Here is an 18,707-nt window from a genome sequence, read left to right as displayed (position 1 = left end):
AAGATGAAAAAAAGATTTTTTATAATGTTGTTTTTATGTATGATGGTTCCGTGTATTCCTATAAATGCAGGAACAGGTACTAAATATGATAAAGAATATACAATTGAAAAAGGAAATATGAGATTTGAAGGCTCTATATTAGATAAAAAGAAAAGTTATAAGATTGTTACAGAAAATAAAAAAATCGTTAGTGCAACAAAAAGTAGTGAAAACGTGATTATAAAGGGAAAGAAAAAAGGAAGTACATATGTAACAGTTTACGTTAAAAGGCAGGGAAAGTATAAAAAATATAATACAATAAAGGTTACGGTAAAAAATAAAATACCTATGAAAAGACAGTATAAATATGTTATCTGTAACGAAAATGGAGATGAATATGTAAGCCTTGTTAAGTACAAATGTGATAATTCTAAAGTAAATATTCCTGAATTTATTGATGGAAAAGTAGTGAAAAAAATAGAAAAGAACTGTTTTAGAATATTAGATGAGAAAACAAAGGTTAATCAATATATAACATCAGTAAATATAGGTAATGGAGTAGAAATAATAGGGGAAAGTGCATTTGGAAAACTATATAGGTTAAAAAAAGTAACTTTACCGAACCGATTAAAAGATATGGAAGGAAGTGCTTTTATTGAAGATTCAAATTTAGAAAAAGTAAACAATATTGATTCAATTTACAATTTAGGTTACATTCCCGAATATACTTTTTGGGGATGCAGCAGATTATCACAGAGTATAATTATTCCATCATACGTAAAGAAAATAAAATATGGAGCTTTTTGTGGAAGTGGAATTAGTAATTTGGAAATAGAAGAAGGAGTAGAACAAATAGGAGAAACTGCTTTTGCACAAATGAAGTTAAGTGTGGTAGTGTTACCTAAAAGTATTAAAGAAATAGGAAGTGGGGCATTTGCGGGAAATCCAATCAGCACGGTAGTAATAAAATCTAAAGATATAAAATATGATAAGAATACTTTTAGAAGTAATAAAATTGCTTTGCCGGATATATATGAGGTGTGGAAATTATCAACAGACTAATTGTTGTTCATGATGGAATAATGTGGTATATTTTAATAGCCGATAACCTAATGAAGGGACAATGCATATTTAGGAGAAGATATAATGAATAAACCAATATTAAACATAGTAATACCGTGTTATAACGAGGAAGAGGTTTTACCAATTACAAGTAAACTTTTTTTAGATAAAATATATGAACTTATTAAGATTGGATATATTGATGATAAAAGCAGAGTGTTATTTGTAAATGATGGAAGTAAAGATAAGACTTGGGACATAATAAAGCAATTATCAAAGGAAGATGAGCATTATCAGGGAATTTGCCAGAGCAGAAACAGGGGTCATCAGAATGCAGTATTGGCTGGAATGATGTATTCTATTGATAAGTGCGATATGATTATATCAATTGACTGCGATGGACAGGATGATATAAATGCAATGAATGAAATGATAGAAGAATATCAGAATGGTTGTGAGATTGTATATGGTGTCAGAAGTAAGAGAGATACAGATACAGTATTTAAGAGAGCAACTGCACAGGGATTTTATAAGTTCCTTAAATGGATGGGCGTAGAAACTGTATACAATCATGCTGATTACAGACTTGTATCGAATAGAGTTCTTAAAGAATTTAAGAATTTTAAAGAGGTAAATATTTTCTTAAGAGGAATGTTCCCATTAGTAGGGTTTAAAAGTACAAGTGTATTTTATGAAAGAAATGAAAGAATTGCAGGAGACAGTCATTATCCGTTATCAAAGATGTTGGCATTAGCGATTGATGGAATAACAAGTCTTTCAATTAAGCCAATCAGATTAATAACGTCGCTTGGAATGTTCGTTTCAATAATAAGTTTTATTGGAGTAATATGGACGTTGATTGTACATTTCATAGGTAATGGCGTTGCAGGATGGGCAAGTATGACAAGCATAATTTGTTTTTTAGGCGGTGTACAGCTTATAAGTGTGGGAATTCTTGGCGAATATATAGGAAAGATATATATGGAAGTTAAGGCAAGACCAAGATATATAATTAGTGAGACAACAGAAGAAGATAAATGATGAAATAACAACCTTTTTGTCTAAGGGAAGGAGAAAATGTAACAATATACAGATTCTCAATATAAATTCTCTATGACAGGAAGGTTGTTATAATTTTGTCACTATGATATAATTGTAGGCGATTTTATCGTGGATATTATTACTCAAATTTAGGAGAGTTATATGTTAAATAATGAAAAAATAAGCATAATGACAAAATTAGCATTATATGAACAGAAGAATGCTAAATCAGAGATAAAATATAGTAAATATTATAGAAGCGACTATTTGGCAATTAAGATGATTAAATCATTTGTTGCCGTAACGATTGCCTATGCACTGATGTTGGCTTTATGGCTTATGTTTAGTGCTGATGCATTTATTGGAAGATTAAAGACAACGAATTCATTTATGGCAGTAGTGATTTTAATTGTAATGTTTTATATTTTAATTACGGTTGTATATATGATATTTACATATATTTATTATTCAAAGAAATTTTCTGCCATTAGAGAGAATCTTAATAAATATAATGGAGAATTAAAAGTATTACATAAGATTCAGGAAGAAGAATATGACGCTATTATAAATAGCATGGAAGAGAGAGGTGAGGAATAGTGACAGGTTTTTTAGTTTTAAAGGATAAGATAGTAAATTTTTATAATGAACACGGAGCTTTGGTAAGACCTGTTATTAAGTTCTTAGTTACATTTGTTGCCTTTACTCTTATAAATAGTCATATAGGATATTTAGAGATACTAGATAACCAGCTTATGTTGTTAGTGGCAGCAATAGTACTTTCATTTGTACCATGGTCATTAATTGTAGTTGTATTTTCAGGTATGGTGATTGTTAATTTGTATGCTTTGACGTTAGAAATTGCAGCGGTAGTATTGGTATTAATGATAATAATGTTCTTATTATTTTTTAGATTTTCATCAAGAGATGGGATATTTATATTACTTATACCTATAGCATTCTACCTGAGAGTTCCATATGTCATACCTATTGTGGCAGGATTAATGTGTTCGCCTGCATCAATAGTATCAGTATCATTTGGAACAATAGTTTATTATATTTTAAATGTAGTTGAAACAAATGAAACAGCGATAAGTAATATATCGTCCGATAAAGCTTCTACAGCAGGAATCGGAACAGTAGTTTCCATGATAACAGGAAATAAAGAAATGATATTAACTGTTGTTGTTTTTGCTATAGTATTATTAATTGTTTATGCGATTAGAAGAAAGTCAATTGACCACGCTTGGATGAAAGCAATATTAATAGGTGGAACAGTTGAATTTGTAGCGTTACTTGTAGGAAGTTTAATATTAAACACAAAAGTTTCAATATTATGGCTTGTTATAGGAACAGCCTTGTCATTGGTAATCGCAGTTATTTTACAATTCTTTGTATTTTCTGTGGATTATACAAGAGTTGAACATACACAGTTTGAAGATGATGAGTATTATTATTACGTAAAAGCAGTTCCTAAGCTTAATGTTGCGGAACCGGAGATGAATGTAAAACGTATTAATGCCCAAAGACAACACAATAAAAATAAAATTAAGAAAAAGAGCAATAAAAATTAACATTTGTACGTTAATGTAATGAGAGAGGAGTGATAAAATGAGCATATTAAAAGAATATTTAGGAATTTTTTCTGACAAATATTTGACAATGCCTAAGATTTATGCAAGTGATATTGTGGAAATATTTATTATTGCTGTTCTTGTATATTACATTATGATATGGTTCCAAAGAAGCAGGGCATGGACTTTGTTTAAGGGAATTATAGTTATTGTACTGTTTATGTTTGCGGCAGTACTGTTTAACCTTACGACCATATTATGGATAGCAGATAAGACGTTAAGTGTTGGAATTATAGCAATTATAATTATTTTCCAGCCTGAACTTAGAAAGGCATTAGAGGAATTAGGTAAGAAAAATGTCATTTCCAGATATTTTAAATTTGGAAGTAATACAGGCGATGATAGATTTAGTGACAGATCAATTGAAGAAATTGTGAGAGCTACAGTCGACCTTGCTAAAGTAAAAACAGGAGCCTTAATTGTAATTGCAAAAGATCAGGATTTGACTGAATACGAGGAAACAGGAATAAGACTTGATGCAGATATAAGCAGACAGTTGTTCATTAATATATTTGAAAAGAATACTCCGCTTCATGATGGAGCAGTAATTATTGATGGTGATAAAATCACAGCAGCTACTTGTTATCTGCCTTTGTCAAACAGCACATCTTTGAGTAAAGATTTAGGTACAAGACACAGAGCCGGAGTTGGTATCAGTGAAATATCTGACAGTGTTGTTGTAATTGTATCTGAAGAAACAGGAAGTATTTCTATTGCAAGAGATGGAAAACTTATTCGATATGCAGATGCAGCAACTTTGAAAAATGAACTTAAAAAAGTTCAGGCGAAGGAAGAAGTAAAGAGCAAAAAGAAGAAAGGGTGGAGGCGCAATGAAGTCAGTGACGAAAAAACTGAGAGAATCAATAACAAATAATATTATGTTAAAAATTGCGGCTGTTTTTATCGCGGCACTTATATGGCTTGCCGTTGTAAACTTAAGTGACCCGACTAAAACAATAACAATATATGGAATCCCAATAAATTTGACAGATGAGGAAGCCATTACAGACCAGAATAAAGTATATAAAGTTGACCAGAGATTAACATTAAATGTTACTATAACCGGAAAGAGATCCGTAATTTCAGAGTTGAGTTCAGATGATTTTACGGCTGTTGCACCATTAGATGAAATTTCAGTTGCCAATTCAGTTCAGGTAGAAGTTTCAGCTAATAAGAAAAATGTAGAAAATAAGATTTCAATTGTTAATCAGTCAGTAAAGGCAGTTTCAGTAGATGTTGAAGATTTAGTGGACGAGCAGTATCCTGTGGAAGTAGAAATTACAGGAGAACTTGCAAAGGGATATTATTTAGGAGGGTATAGCAACTCAAGAAATAATATTATTGTAACGGCACCGGAATCAGTACAGCATAAGATTGACAAAGCAAAAGTTATTGTAGATGTTTCTAATGCAAGTCAGAGTTTTGAAGAAAAATATAAAATTAAATTATATGATGAAAATGGAAATACAATTAAAAACACTAATGTAACTAAGAACTATAATAAGACAAAAGTAAGTATTGAAGTATTAAAGGGAAATACAATTCCTGTAGATGTTGAATATAGTGGTAAACCGGCAAAGGGATATGAAGTTACAGGGGTAGAATTTGAACCACAAAAAGTTACGCTTGTTGGTAAGCACAGTCTGATAGATTCACTAGAATCAATCAAAGTTCCGAAAGAGGATATCTCTGTTGATGGAGCAAAAGATACGGTTAACGTCGAAGTAAATCTTAATAAGTATTTACCGGATGGTGTAAGTGTGTCAGATTCGGCAAATGCTATTGCAACAATAACAGTTAAAGTTGAAAAGTTGGAAACAAAAAAATTTCAAATAAACAAAAGTGACATATCATTACAGAATATTGAAAGCGGATATATTGCAGAAATTTCCAGTGACTCAATTAGTGTATCGCTTACAGGGCTTAAGTCTGAACTTGATAAAGTTACACCAGATGATATTAAAGCAGTTGTAAATTTAAAAGGTATTAATTCAAATAAAACAGTTGATGTTTCTTTGACGGTACCTAATAATACAACATTAAAGAACAAAGTGTCTGTAAAGGTAAAAGTTACGAAGAAGTAAATGGAGGACTTGATTATGAGTACTATATTAGTAACCGGAGGAGCAGGATTTATTGGAAGTCATACATGTGTTGAATTATTAAATTCAGGATATGATGTAGTTGTTTTAGATAATTTGTCTAACTCATCAGAAGAATCCTTAAGAAGAGTTCAGAAGATTACAGGAAAAAGCCTGAAATTTTATGAAGGAGATATTGCTGACAAAGAATTAGTAGGTAAGATTTTAGATGAAAATAAGATTTTTGCAGTAATTCATTTTGCAGGATTAAAGGCAGTAGGAGAATCTGTTGCAAAACCATTAGAATATTACAGAAATAATATTTCAGGTACATTAGATATGTGCGATGTGATGAGAAACAAAGGGGTAAAGAATATTGTATTCAGTTCATCAGCTACAGTATACGGTGACCCGGCTACAGTACCTATTACTGAAGATTTCCCACTTTCAGCAACAAATCCATACGGAAGAACAAAACTTATGCAGGAAGAAATCTTTAGAGATTTCTATGTCGCTGATAAAGAATGGAACATTCTTTTATTAAGATATTTCAATCCAATTGGAGCACATAAGAGTGGAGAAATTGGAGAGGATCCTAACGGAATTCCAAACAACCTTATGCCATACATTGCAAAGGTGGCAACAGGTCAGCTTCCAAAGGTAAACGTATTTGGCAATGATTATCCTACAAAAGATGGTACGGGCGTAAGAGATTATATTCATGTAGTTGATTTGGCAAAGGGACATGTAAAGGCAATTCAGAAATTAGAAAAATGTCCTGATATAGGTGTTAAGGCATATAATTTAGGAACAGGAATCGGATATAGTGTATTAGATGTTATTGAGAACTTCAGCAAGGCCTGTGGAAAACAGATTCCTTACGAAATAACAGAAAGAAGACCTGGAGATATTGCAGAATGTTATGCAAATGCATCCCTTGCAAAAGAAGAGTTAGGCTGGGAAGCAGAATATGGAATCAAGGAAATGTGTGAAGATACATGGAATTGGCAAAAGAAAAACCCTAATGGATATAAGGGAGTATAATATTGGAGAATACAAATGAGTTCAAAAAATAAAACAAAGCAGCAGAAGTTAAGGTCTTTATCAAGATTAAAGAAGGTCCTGATATTTTTTGAAGTACTGTTTGCAGTATGTGTTATTTTAATGGGCACGGTAATGTTTGTGCCAGCTGTAAAAGGAGCAATTGTTGAAGGACTTACAAAAACACCGGTAGGACAAAATATAATAAAATTGTTCGGAAGCAAATCTTATGATAAAAGTGTATTTGATGGTGATTTTAACAAGAATCAAGTAGAAACAAATAATCTTCAATACAATTATTCTGAAGAATATACTAATTTTATTTTATTTGGAATTGATTCACGAACAAGTCAGTTTGATGAGGGTACAAACAGTGATTCAATGGTAATTGTAAGTGTTCACAATACTACAGGTGAAGTAAAGATGGTGTCTATTTATAGAGATACATTTTTGAGAATATATAATAGCGATGGAACATATAAATATTTCAAAGTAAATTCAGCATATTCAGTTGGTGGTGCTGAAGGAGCTATTAATACTTTAAATAAAAATTTGGATTTACAGCTTACAGATTACGTTACTGTTAATTTTGCCGGTGTAGCAAAGATAATAGATACTCTTGGTGGAATTAAAGTTAATCTTACAGATGATGAGGTTAATCAGCTTAATCATCATATGAAGAGTACAATCAGTACTACAGGAGAATATGCAAAGCCTATAGCCAAAAGTGGAAAGAACATAAAGCTGAATGGTATTCAGGCCACTACATATTGTAGAATCCGTAAGGCAACATTTTATGATCCGGACACTGGTAAAGCCATAAGGGATGACTTTGGAAGAGCTGCACGTCAGCGTTCTGTTATTATGAAATTAGTAGACAGAGCTAAAAAAGCAAGTGTAAGTGAACTTCAGCAGATGATAAACACTGTTTTAGATGGAAATACAAAGAAAGAAAAGATAATTTCTACAAGTTTTGATTTTGATCAGATAGTAGGAATGTTACCAATCATTTTTGATTTTTCATTGAGTGGAAGTGAAGGATTCCCATCAGAACTTACAACAGGAACAATAGATAATACAAGTTATGTTTTACCGCAGGGGTTAAGCCAGAATGTAACAGCATTGCATGAATTCCTTTATGGAGAAGAAAATTATCAGCCAACTTCAACTGTTGAAGAAATAGACAGTAGTATTGTCAGCCAGACAGGTGTTTCTTCAAGTTCTACAGGTTATAATCCTACAGAGATGGGTGGAACAAGTACAGATGAAGAGGAATCGCAGACAGAAGAGTATTATGATTACGATGATGGTGGCGATACAGAATTTCATTAAAGAAATATAAAGAATAGCTGAGAAGTATTTTAGAGAGCAAATGTGTAACTATTTACTTTTCGGCTATTTTTATGAGCAAGCCCATGTGGCTTAGACTTTTAGACTTTGGTATCAAAAATTGCTGTGATTTCAAAACTTTTTAACAAAGGGAACACAAAAACATCACAAATTAAAACTAAACTGTTACTTGTAATAAAGATAGACGTTACAAAGAATGTGTACAGAAAGGGGAAAGCAATATGTACGATGAAGAAAATAATGTTAACAGCAACCAGACAGAGGAAACTGTAAACGATAATCAAAATAGTAACAATGAAACAAATGGTAACGTAAACGGAAATAGTGAACAAAGTGGCTCATATTATAATAGTGGCAACACAAACAACAATGGTCAGGGTTCATATTACAATAGTGGAAATAATTCATATTATAATCAGAGTAATAATTCGAACAACGGATATGATAATTCAAATTCAGGATATAACAATTACAATAATGGTTATAATAACTATAATGATAACAACAAAAAGCCAAAAAAGAATAAGACTGCAATTTTAATTTCATGTATAGCAGGTGTGGTTGTTGTTTTAGCTGTAGGAGTTTCGTTAATAACAAGTTCTATTGCTGGAAAAGGTAATAATACAAATAACATTTTATCATCAGATAACAGCAGCAAAAAGACAACAACAGCAGATAATAAAGATATTCCTAGTGTCGGCTCAACAGATGTTATTGAAGATACAAATTCAGGCTCAGATGGAAAAGTTGTAATAACAGATGTATCTGATGTTGTTTCAGACGTTATGAATTCAGTTGTAGCTATTACAAATACTACATTAGTTCAATCAAATTATTATGATAATTTTAGTTATTTCTATGGTTATGGTTTTGGAAATAATGATGGAAATAACAATGGACAGTCATATGAAGAACAGTCAGCAGGTTCAGGAATTATCGTAGAACAGACAGACACAGAATTGCTTGTAGTTACAAATAACCACGTAGTAGAGGGCGCAGATTCATTATCAATTCAGTTTGTAGATGGTGAATCAGTTGAAGGTAGTGTAAAAGGTACAGATACAAAGGCAGATGTTGCTGTAGTAGCAATTAAATTATCAGATATTAAGGAATCAACTTTAAAAACAATTAAGAAAGCAACACTTGGGAATTCAGATGAAGTAACAGTAGGTGAAGGTGTAATTGCAATTGGTAATGCATTAGGATATGGTCAGTCAGTTACATCAGGAATTATTAGTGCAAAAGATAGAGAAGTAACATTTGATAATAACAATACAATGAAATTACTTCAGACAGATGCGGCAATTAATGGTGGTAACAGTGGTGGAGCTTTAATTAATGCAAAAGGTGAAGTAATCGGAATTAACGTAGCTAAATATTCATCAAGTTCTACATCTTCATCAGCAAGCGTAGAAGGAATGGGATTTGCAATTCCAATTTCATCAGTAACAGATATTATTAATAATTTGGAACAGAGAGAAACAAGATCAAAGGTTTCATCAGATGAAAAAGGATATCTTGGAATCCAGGGATATAGTGTAACATCGGATGCAGTAGAACAGTATTCAATGCCGGAAGGTGTTTATGTATACGCAGTAACAGACGGTGCGGCAGCAGCAAAAGCCGGAATCGTAGCAACAGATGTAATCGTAGGATTTGACGGTAAGACAGTAAATTCAATGGATGATTTACAGAGTATATTGGAATACTATAAAGCTGGAGAAACAGTTACTGTAAAAGTCGCATACAGAGACGGAAGAGATTATAAAGAAAAAGATGTAAGCTTAACATTAAGTTCTTCAAGCGAAGCAGGAGCAAATGAACAGACAACAAAATAATATATAGACTATAAAGAGTGAATAAGAAGCCTATAGATTTGTTTTAAAACAATTCTATGGGCTTTTTGGTGTCGTTTATTCAAAGAAATTGCCATAGCATATGGTTTTGTGATAATATGTTACAAGATTTAAAAGAATCAGATATATAATGCCTGAGTCAAAAGGGCTAACCCCACATGAACTTGCTCATAAGTGGGTGAAAGACCTTAGGACCCGCGCCAATATGAGCAAAAAGCGGGAAGACTATCCCACGATATGCGAATGTTGGGTAGAATCAAAGTTGGGGTGCCCCTGAAATTATATAAAGTACTATGGTGATAACTGAAAGGAAAACAGCATGGATAAAGAATTTGAAACAAAAGAAGATATGAATATAAAAGAAAACAAAGAAATCATTAATGATAAAGAAACGACAGATGAATCATTAGACAATACTAATGAAACAAAAAAAGACTATATAAAAAAAGAAGACACAACTTCAACAGACAAAGATGATAATGAAGATGAATATGAAAAAATTTGTTATGTCTGCAGAAGACCTGAGAGCCGTGCAGGAAAGATGGTATCAATGCCGGGAAACATATATGTATGTACAGATTGTTTGCAGAGAAGTTTTGATACAATGAATGATGGATTAGCAGGATTCCCGGGATTTGGCGGATTAAATGGGATGAATGTGAACATAAGTGAAGAGGATTTGGAAAAATTATTAAAAATGCCTAATGTAAGAATGGTTACAAGTGATGATTTTAATAGAGAAATTCCAAAAAATCAGAAATTAAAGAAAAAGAAAAAAACAGAAGAAAAAGAAGTTAAGACTATAGATTTGGCAAATTTGCCTGCTCCACATAAAATTAAAGAGCAGTTAGACGAATATGTGGTAGGTCAGGACTATGCTAAAAAAGTAATGTCAGTAGGTGTTTATAATCACTATAAGAGAGTTGCTAACACGATACAGGATGATGTTGAAATTGAAAAGTCAAACATGCTTATGATAGGACCTACAGGTTGTGGTAAAACATTTCTTGTAAAGACATTGGCAAAAATATTAGATGTGCCTTTGGCAATCGCAGATGCAACATCATTAACTGAGGCAGGATATATTGGTGATGATATAGAAAGTGTACTTTCTAAATTGTTGGCAGCAGCAGATAATGATGTAGAAAGAGCTGAGACAGGAATTGTATTTATTGATGAAATTGACAAATTAGCAAAGAAACAGAATTCAACAAATAGAGATGTAAGCGGAGAATCTGTTCAGCAGGGATTGTTAAAATTGCTAGAAGGCAGTGAAGTTGAGGTGCCGGTTGGAGCAACAAGTAAAAATGCAATGGTGCCTTTAGCAACAGTAAACACAAAGAATATATTATTTATATGTGGCGGTGCATTTCCGGGATTGGAAGATATTATTAAGGAACGTCTTAACAAGCAGGCAACAATAGGTTTTATGTCTGATTTGAAAGACAAATATGATAAAGATGCTAAAATATTATCTAAAGTAATAAATGAAGATTTGAGAAAATTTGGTATGATACCGGAATTCATTGGACGTCTTCCAATAATATTTACATTGGAAGGTTTGACAGAAGAAATGCTTGTAAAAATACTTACAGAGCCCAAAAATGCTATAATTAAACAGTACAAAAAGTTGCTGGCTATAGATGAAGTAGATTTAAGATTTACAGAAGATGCATTAAAAGAAATAGCTGCAAGAGCGATAAATAAAAATACAGGAGCAAGAGCTTTGCGGTCTATTATTGAGGACTTCATGCTAGACATTATGTACGAAATTCCAAAAGATGATAATATTGGAACAGTTACTGTGACAAAGGAATGCATAGAAAAGAAAGGTGCTCCTATAATCAGATTCAGAGGACAGGAATTACTTGAACAAAATGATTAGATTTTAGTCTGACTAATGATAAAGTCGTTTTATTAACGAACGAATTACCTAAATGATAAATTTATAGGCATAATATTAAAATGATTTATTTTATTAAGTTTATTTTAATAATTATGCAATAAAAATAAATGTTTGATAGTTTATTATATGATGGGTAGGATTGTGAGAGTGTAAATTTAGAACAATCTGCAACCCATATGTTAATATAAGCAAAACATAGGGACATGAGAGGAAAACGGTAGGAGATGTTATTGTGAAAAATATATATTCTGTTTTTAAAAACATAATAAATGGTCAGGATAGCTTAGAATGGGCGTTAGATTTAAATGATGATGATTTAAATGACAAAGAAAATGAAAGAAAAGAAGAAGTATTTAAAGTAATTAAATCAGACATAGAAAAACTTCCTAACAGGGGAATAAAAGGGAAACCATTAGTTTCCATAATAATTGTCAATAGAGAAACTGAAAAACTTGAAGAACTAATAGAATCTTTGCAAAAATGCAAATTTTATGACAATTATGAAATTATTATCGTTGATGCATTATCAGATGGACATTTGACAGAATGTGTTGAAAAATGGAAAAAGAAAATGGCCTTAACAGTTGTTAATAATAAAAAGAAAATAACAACTTCTATGATGAATAATGCCGGCGTAAAGAAAGCAAAGGGTGAATACTTTGTATTTCTTGATAATAATGTAATTGTTTCAGACAGATGGCTAGATGAATTGTTATATGCTTATCAGAATTTACCGCAGGCAGGTATTGTGTCGGGAAGATTAATATATCCTGCAATGCCAAAAGATAATAAAAATAGTGGCAATAGTTTCTGTATTCAAAGTACAGGAATAGAAATTAAAGGCTCAATTTTTGAAGATGCATATTTTATGCAACCATTTGATGTGGATAATAAAAAAGAAATATGTGAAGCGGATAAAGAAATAAAAGAGAGAGCAGCAGTGTCAGGGGCGATGATGTTAGTGAGCAGAGAAGTGTTCAATGAAATCGGACCTTTTGACAGAAAATATAATTTAGGCTACGAAAGTACAGATTTATGCCTTCATGGATTTTACAAAGGGTATAAGAATTATTATATTCCTACATCTAATGCTTTTTTCTGTGATACGGAAAATAAGTTGTATGATGATGAAACAAAGGACTTAAAGCGTATAAGAAAGAATGTAAAGGTATTTAAATGCGTATGGCAGAGCTATTTGCTAAGACAGGTTATTAAGGATAAAATAGAAGAAAATAATATTTTTACAAAAAATCCATTAAAGATTACAATAATAGAACCTGAAAATGATGAAAAGTGTAGAGATTTAGGCGAATCATTAAGTGATAAAGGTTATGATGTAGAATATTTAGAAGCAGAGAAATTACCTCATGCAGTAGGAATCTATACTGATGTCATTGTAGATGGAACAAATAATACAGAGAGCTCTGATTATACAGATACAAGAGATAGTGTTATAATAGTTCCTATAGAAAAATTTGATAAATTAGATGTTGATAAATTTAAGGATTTAGTATATGAAATTAATGATTATGTTGATCCAAAGGGAATAGACATATGTGGATCAATGCCAAATACAGAAGCGATTTATAATTGGGGAGATTATCATTATGCATTAGCACTTGCTAAATCTTTAGAGAAACTCGGTTATCATTGCACTGTTAAGACAAGAGATGAATGGTATGAGAGAAGTCGTAATGCGTATTCAATTGTTCTTAGAGGAAAATATGCATGCTATCCTAAGATAGAACAGAAGTATTCAATTATGTGGAATATTTCACACCCTGACAGAGTAAAAGTAGAAGAGTATAATTGTTTTGATATGGTTTATGCAGCTTCTGATGTAATTGAAAAACAGTTAAAGGAAAAAATAAAAGTTCCGGTAAAAACACTTATGCAGTGTACTGATCCGGAAGTTATGACTAATGTTAATGAAGAGGCAGAAAAGAAATACGAGCTTTTATTTGTTGGAAATTCAAGAAATGTATTTAGAACAATACTTAAAGATTTACTTCCTACAGAACATAAACTTACAGTTTATGGAGATGGATGGGATGAATTTCCTGTTAAAGATTATGTAGAAGCGAAGTATATGCCTAATGAGCAGGTTGGACAGGCTTATCACGATGCAAAAATATTATTAAATGACCATTGGGATGACATGAAGGATAATGGTATAATATCTAATCGTATATTTGATGCATTGGCAGCAGGGGCATTTATAATTAGTGATGATATGCCACAACTTCATAAATACTTTGAAGGTTGTCTGGTGACTTATAGAGACAGGGAAGATTTGAAAAATAAGATTGATTATTATTTGACTCATGAAGATGAGAGAAAAGAAATTGTAGGGAAAGGTAAAAAGATTGTATTAAGAAATCATACATTTGATGCGAGAGCAAAAGAAATCAGTTATGATTTGGAAAATAAAAAGGAGTAGGATTTTGAGTAAAATAGCAATAGCCGGAACAGGATATGTAGGATTATCAAATGCAGTTTTGTTAGCACAACATAATGACGTAGTGGCTGTAGATGTGATTGAAGAAAAAGTTAATATGATTAATAATAAGAAATCACCTATTGTAGATAAAGAAATTCAGGAATTCCTTACAGAAAAGAAATTAAATTTAAAAGCTACACTAGATGGTGAAAACGCTTATAAAGATGCTGAATTTGTCATTGTGTCAACACCTACAAATTATGACCCGGATAAAAATTATTTTGATACTTCATCAGTTGAACAGGTAATTGAACTCGTTCTTAAAGTAAATAAAGATGCTATAATTGTAATTAAATCAACAGTGCCTGTAGGATATACAGAGAGTGTCAGAAAAAAATATGATACGGAAAATATAATTTTTTCACCGGAATTTTTGCGTGAAGGAAGAGCATTATATGACAATTTGTATCCTTCAAGAATAATAGTTGGTGCACCTGATGATAATGAAAAAATAAAACAAGCTGCACACACATTTGCAAAACTTCTTGTGGAAGGAGCATTAAAGGAAAATATAGACGTTTTGTTTACAAAACCTACAGAAGCAGAGGCTGTTAAATTATTTGCTAACACATATTTAGCACTTAGAGTATCATTCTTTAATGAACTTGATACTTATGCTGAGGTTAGGGGACTTGACACAAAACAAATTATAGAGGGAATCGGACTTGACCCAAGAATCGGAAATTATTATAACAATCCGTCATTTGGATATGGTGGATATTGTCTGCCAAAAGATACAAAACAGCTTTTGGCAAATTATGAGAATGTCCCTAATAACATTATTGGAGCAATAGTAGAAGCAAATAACACAAGGAAAGATTTTATTGCAGAACAAATACTTAAAAAAGCAGGATTTCCACAGAACCAGAATGGCGTTGTAGGAATTTACAGGTTGACAATGAAGGCAAATTCTGATAATTTCAGACAGTCATCTATTCAAGGTGTTATGAAACGAATAAAGGCAAAAGGACTTAAAGTCGTTATATATGAACCTACGCTAAAAGAAGAAACATTCTTTAACAGTGAGGTAATAAAAGACGTTAATGAATTTAAAGAAAAATGTGACGTTATAGTTGCAAATAGATTTAATAATGATCTTGAGGATGTTTTAGATAAGGTTTATACAAGAGATTTGTATTTCAGAGATTAAGTGGTAGTATTTAAATTAAAGGAGAAAGATGCATGAAGAAATTGGTAATTATTCCTGCATATAATGAAAAGGACAGTATTGTAAATACTGTAAAAGATATTAAAGACAATGCACAGGGTTTTGATTATATTGTTGTAAATGATTGCTCAACAGATAATACTTATGATGTATGTGTAGAGAATGGATTAAAGGTAATTAATCTTCCATTGAATTTGGGAATTGGTGGAGCTGTACAGACCGGATATTTATATGCGTTTCAGAATGGATATGATATAGCAGTACAGTTTGATGGAGATGGACAACATGATGCAGCATACCTAAATGAGATGGCAGATTATCTTGTGAAAAATGAATGTGATATGGTAATCGGTTCAAGATTTATTGAAAAAGAAGGATTTCAGTCATCGTTTATCAGAAGAGTAGGAATAAAATATTTCACATTTTTAATTCATTTGCTTACAGGAAAGACAATAACAGACCCTACTTCAGGTATGAGAATGTGTAACAGAAGAACAATTGAAATGTTTGCCAAAGAATATCCTATAGATTATCCGGAACCGGAAAGTACGGTTCGTCTTATAAGACATAAGAGAAAGATTGAAGAAGTTCCGGTAATTATGAGAGAGAGAGCAGAAGGCGTTTCATCACTTTCATCAGTTAGACATTCGGTATACTATATGATAAAAGTATCCATAGCAATTTTGGTTGAGAAGTGGAGGTAGAATATGACAATTCGTTTACAGATTGTAATGACAGTAGTATTTTTATTGTTGTTTTGCATTATATATAATATGGTCAGAAAGAGAAAACTTGATTTAAAATTATCATTGCCATGGTTTATTGTGTTAATAGGACTTATAATTTTAGTCTGGATTCCTGATGCAATAGCAAAAATATCAGATTTAATGGGAGTATATTCTCCTGTAAATATGATTTTCTTATGTGGATTTGTATTTGCATTAATTTTAATATTTGTACTTACAACAACAGTTTCAAGATTAGCTGTTCGAGTAAGAAAGTTAACACAGATGGTAGGAATATTAAATAAAAAATTAGATTCAATAGAAAAAAATGAATTAAAATAATAAATAAAATTAATCACAATAAAAAGAATTCGTGTTGGTATATGCTGATGTGAATTCTTTTTTTTCCCCGCCAAGTGTGAAAGAAGAAATTGTTTCTTGCCAGGCATGGGAAATCAAAGTTTATAACCGAACGGTGAGTGTGGTCACTATCTGATATTTTTTTATTGAGCAAAAATAAAAAATAGCTTTTGTGAAATATACAATAGATTGAATTTTAAAGAGAAAATAATCATATACTTTATAAAATAATATTGGAGAGGAAGATGACCAAAGCCATTAGGCAATGGCATCAGAAAATATGATGAGTGAATGTGCGGAAAGAATTATATCGGAAGATTATGCTGATTTTATAATAGAGATTGGATTTAGGGAAAATGAAGCACGGCAGGAATATAAAGATTTGTGCATACAGGATATAGGGTATAAATTTTCCGCCATATATTATCCATTATCTGAAATAAATCCGATAAGTGTGGGTGAGGATACATATATTGCAATTCCCAAACTTTTTGGACTTATGGATACGTCTGCAGTCGAAGCAACGGGAGCATTGCGACTGCAAAGAGTAAGAGGCACATCTTTAACAGGAAATGGTGTAATAGTTGGTTTTATAGATACCGGAATTGATTATACAAATGACATATTTAAAAATGTTACGGGTAGGACGAGAATTTTATCTATATGGGATCAAAGTGATCAGAGTGGAACTCACCCGCAAGGAATAGAATTTGGGAGTGAGTATACAAGGGAAGATATTGACAGGGCATTGCAAAGTGAAAATCCGTATTCGATTGTTCCAACTAAAGATACACAGGGGCACGGAACATTTATGGCAGGAGTGGCATGTGGAAGTGAGGATGTGGAAAATAATTTTATTGGTGCAGCAAATGAAAGTCAGATTGCGGTTGTAAAATTAAAAAAGGCAAAGAAATATCTTAGGGATTTCTATCTCATAGAGGAAAATGTTCAGGATGTATATCAGGAAAATGATATTATGCAGGCAGTGACATATTTGAGAAATCTGTCAAGAAGAGAAAGCAAACCACTTGTTTTGGTTTTAGGTTTAGGTACAGGAAGTGGTCAAAGGTCCGGAGGTTCAGCTTTATCCCAACAATTAAATGATTTGGGTGAAATGATTGGATGTTGCGTAGTTACTTGCGCAGGAAATGAAGGAAATGCAAGACTTCATTATAAAGGCAGCGTGTTAAATAAAGAATATGAAGATGTAGAACTTAGGGTGGGCGAAGGAACAAATGGATTTACAATGGAACTTTGGGGAAATTCACCGGATATAATATCGGTTGCTTTTATTTCGCCTTCGGGAGAAATGATATCAAGGATTCCGGCAAGAGTAGGGCAAAGTGATACGGTAGAATTTTTGCTTGAAAAAAGTAAAATAGATATCAGTTATAGTCTTGTTGAAGCAGGTGGTGGTGTTGAACTAATATTTATGAGATTTATAGACCCTACGCCCGGAGTGTGGATAATCAGGGTATATGGAAATAATATATTAGAAGGTGATTACAATATCTGGCTTCCCATAAAGCAATTTATAGACAAAGAAACATATTTCTTAAAACCAAATCCTGATATAACTTTGACAGTTCCTTCGACAACTCAGGCTACAATAACGGTAGCGGCATATGATAATATGACAAATGCGTTATTTACAGATTCAAGCAGAGGTTTTACCAGAACAAATGAAATTAAGCCGGATATTACTGCGCCTGGTGTAAATGTCTATGGACCCGGAATAAACAATAATTATGTGCGAAAGTCAGGAACATCGGTTGCAGCAGCTTTAGTTGCAGGAAACTGTGCACAACTTATGCAGTGGGGAATAGTGGAAAAAAATGAAACTCAAATGAAAACAAATTATATAAAAAACTTTTTAATAAGAGGGGCAATAAGGGATAGAAACATAGTTTATCCATCTAAAGAATGGGGATATGGTAAAGTAAATGTATATGAAGCCTTTAGCATACTTAGAAATAAATAATAAAGTGTACTAATTCTCATCACCCA

General features: G+C 32.1%; 15 protein-coding genes. All 15 read left to right on the top strand.

Annotation, left to right across the window (positions count from 1 at the left end; all coding sequences use genetic code 11):
- The first annotated feature begins 3 nt into the window (after positions 1 to 3).
- The 15 genes from DWX29_RS05860 (at position 4) to DWX29_RS05790 (ending at position 18,681) form a co-directional block, all read left to right on the top strand.
- Positions 4 to 1,041, top strand: a complete 1,038-nt coding sequence (locus DWX29_RS05860) for a leucine-rich repeat domain-containing protein (RefSeq protein ID WP_118565385.1) — start codon at positions 4 to 6, stop codon at positions 1,039 to 1,041.
- Between the two features lie 84 nt (positions 1,042 to 1,125).
- The gene (locus tag DWX29_RS05855) at positions 1,126 to 2,082 is read left to right on the top strand and encodes a glycosyltransferase family 2 protein (RefSeq protein WP_022089679.1); all 957 of its coding nucleotides are present in this window, start codon (positions 1,126 to 1,128) and stop codon (positions 2,080 to 2,082) included.
- 162 nt (positions 2,083 to 2,244) lie between these two features.
- Positions 2,245 to 2,679 (top strand): hypothetical protein, encoded by a 435-nt coding sequence (locus DWX29_RS05850; protein WP_022089680.1) that lies wholly within the window; start codon positions 2,245 to 2,247, stop codon positions 2,677 to 2,679.
- Positions 2,679 to 3,653, top strand: a complete 975-nt coding sequence (locus DWX29_RS05845) for a hypothetical protein (RefSeq protein ID WP_118565384.1) — start codon at positions 2,679 to 2,681, stop codon at positions 3,651 to 3,653. Before DWX29_RS05850 ends, DWX29_RS05845 begins: the two co-directional genes overlap by 1 nt.
- A gap of 37 nt (positions 3,654 to 3,690) precedes the next feature.
- Entirely contained in the window at positions 3,691 to 4,587 is an 897-nt protein-coding gene (gene cdaA / locus DWX29_RS05840) for a diadenylate cyclase CdaA (protein ID WP_118565383.1), read from the top strand.
- Positions 4,544 to 5,797, top strand: a complete 1,254-nt coding sequence (locus DWX29_RS05835; RefSeq protein ID WP_022089683.1) for a CdaR family protein — start codon at positions 4,544 to 4,546, stop codon at positions 5,795 to 5,797. Before cdaA ends, DWX29_RS05835 begins: the two co-directional genes overlap by 44 nt.
- Positions 5,798 to 5,812: 15 nt before the next feature.
- A complete protein-coding gene (gene galE / locus DWX29_RS05830; protein ID WP_022089684.1) occupies positions 5,813 to 6,838 on the top strand; it encodes a UDP-glucose 4-epimerase GalE in 1,026 nt (341 codons plus the stop codon).
- 15 nt (positions 6,839 to 6,853) lie between these two features.
- A complete protein-coding gene (locus DWX29_RS05825; protein WP_117908650.1) occupies positions 6,854 to 8,167 on the top strand; it encodes an LCP family protein in 1,314 nt (437 codons plus the stop codon).
- 239 nt (positions 8,168 to 8,406) lie between these two features.
- Entirely contained in the window at positions 8,407 to 10,023 is a 1,617-nt protein-coding gene (locus DWX29_RS05820) for a trypsin-like peptidase domain-containing protein (protein ID WP_118565382.1), read from the top strand.
- Positions 10,024 to 10,360: 337 nt separating this feature from the next.
- On the top strand, positions 10,361 to 11,926 hold the full coding sequence (gene clpX / locus DWX29_RS05815; RefSeq protein WP_117908654.1) for an ATP-dependent Clp protease ATP-binding subunit ClpX: 1,566 nt from the start codon (positions 10,361 to 10,363) through the stop codon (positions 11,924 to 11,926).
- A gap of 253 nt (positions 11,927 to 12,179) precedes the next feature.
- Positions 12,180 to 14,387 carry a glycosyltransferase gene (locus DWX29_RS05810; RefSeq protein WP_117908656.1) on the top strand — a complete coding sequence of 736 codons (2,208 nt, stop codon included), beginning with the start codon at positions 12,180 to 12,182 and terminating at the stop codon, positions 14,385 to 14,387.
- Positions 14,388 to 14,391: 4 nt separating this feature from the next.
- Positions 14,392 to 15,597: a nucleotide sugar dehydrogenase gene (locus DWX29_RS05805; RefSeq protein WP_243053238.1), complete on the top strand. Its 1,206-nt coding sequence runs from the start codon at positions 14,392 to 14,394 to the stop codon at positions 15,595 to 15,597.
- 32 nt (positions 15,598 to 15,629) lie between these two features.
- Positions 15,630 to 16,319: a glycosyltransferase family 2 protein gene (locus DWX29_RS05800; RefSeq protein WP_022089690.1), complete on the top strand. Its 690-nt coding sequence runs from the start codon at positions 15,630 to 15,632 to the stop codon at positions 16,317 to 16,319.
- A 3-nt stretch (positions 16,320 to 16,322) separates the two neighbouring features.
- A complete protein-coding gene (locus tag DWX29_RS05795; RefSeq protein ID WP_022089691.1) occupies positions 16,323 to 16,682 on the top strand; it encodes a DUF2304 domain-containing protein in 360 nt (119 codons plus the stop codon).
- Positions 16,683 to 16,965: 283 nt separating this feature from the next.
- Positions 16,966 to 18,681: a S8 family peptidase gene (locus DWX29_RS05790; RefSeq protein ID WP_022089692.1), complete on the top strand. Its 1,716-nt coding sequence runs from the start codon at positions 16,966 to 16,968 to the stop codon at positions 18,679 to 18,681.
- The last annotated feature ends 26 nt before the right edge of the window (positions 18,682 to 18,707 follow it).

The organism is Eubacterium sp. AF19-12LB (genome assembly GCF_003479125.1).
Taxonomy (GTDB): Bacteria; Bacillota; Clostridia; order Lachnospirales; family Lachnospiraceae; genus Eubacterium_U; species Eubacterium_U album.
This window is presented reverse-complemented; position numbering and strand designations above follow the sequence as displayed.

What these genes read in the sequence shown, in the direction of transcription:
- DWX29_RS05860 (WP_118565385.1), top strand. Translation starts at nt 4, where the DNA reads ATGAAAAAAAGATTTTTTATAATGTTGTTTTTATGTATGATGGTTCCG.
- DWX29_RS05855 (WP_022089679.1), top strand. Translation starts at nt 1,126, where the DNA reads ATGAATAAACCAATATTAAACATAGTAATACCGTGTTATAACGAGGAA.
- DWX29_RS05850 (WP_022089680.1), top strand. Translation starts at nt 2,245, where the DNA reads ATGTTAAATAATGAAAAAATAAGCATAATGACAAAATTAGCATTATAT.
- cdaA (WP_118565383.1), top strand. Translation starts at nt 3,691, where the DNA reads ATGAGCATATTAAAAGAATATTTAGGAATTTTTTCTGACAAATATTTG.
- DWX29_RS05835 (WP_022089683.1), top strand. Translation starts at nt 4,544, where the DNA reads ATGAAGTCAGTGACGAAAAAACTGAGAGAATCAATAACAAATAATATT.
- galE (WP_022089684.1), top strand. Translation starts at nt 5,813, where the DNA reads ATGAGTACTATATTAGTAACCGGAGGAGCAGGATTTATTGGAAGTCAT.
- DWX29_RS05825 (WP_117908650.1), top strand. Translation starts at nt 6,854, where the DNA reads ATGAGTTCAAAAAATAAAACAAAGCAGCAGAAGTTAAGGTCTTTATCA.
- DWX29_RS05820 (WP_118565382.1), top strand. Translation starts at nt 8,407, where the DNA reads ATGTACGATGAAGAAAATAATGTTAACAGCAACCAGACAGAGGAAACT.
- clpX (WP_117908654.1), top strand. Translation starts at nt 10,361, where the DNA reads ATGGATAAAGAATTTGAAACAAAAGAAGATATGAATATAAAAGAAAAC.
- DWX29_RS05800 (WP_022089690.1), top strand. Translation starts at nt 15,630, where the DNA reads ATGAAGAAATTGGTAATTATTCCTGCATATAATGAAAAGGACAGTATT.
- DWX29_RS05795 (WP_022089691.1), top strand. Translation starts at nt 16,323, where the DNA reads ATGACAATTCGTTTACAGATTGTAATGACAGTAGTATTTTTATTGTTG.
- DWX29_RS05790 (WP_022089692.1), top strand. Translation starts at nt 16,966, where the DNA reads ATGGCATCAGAAAATATGATGAGTGAATGTGCGGAAAGAATTATATCG.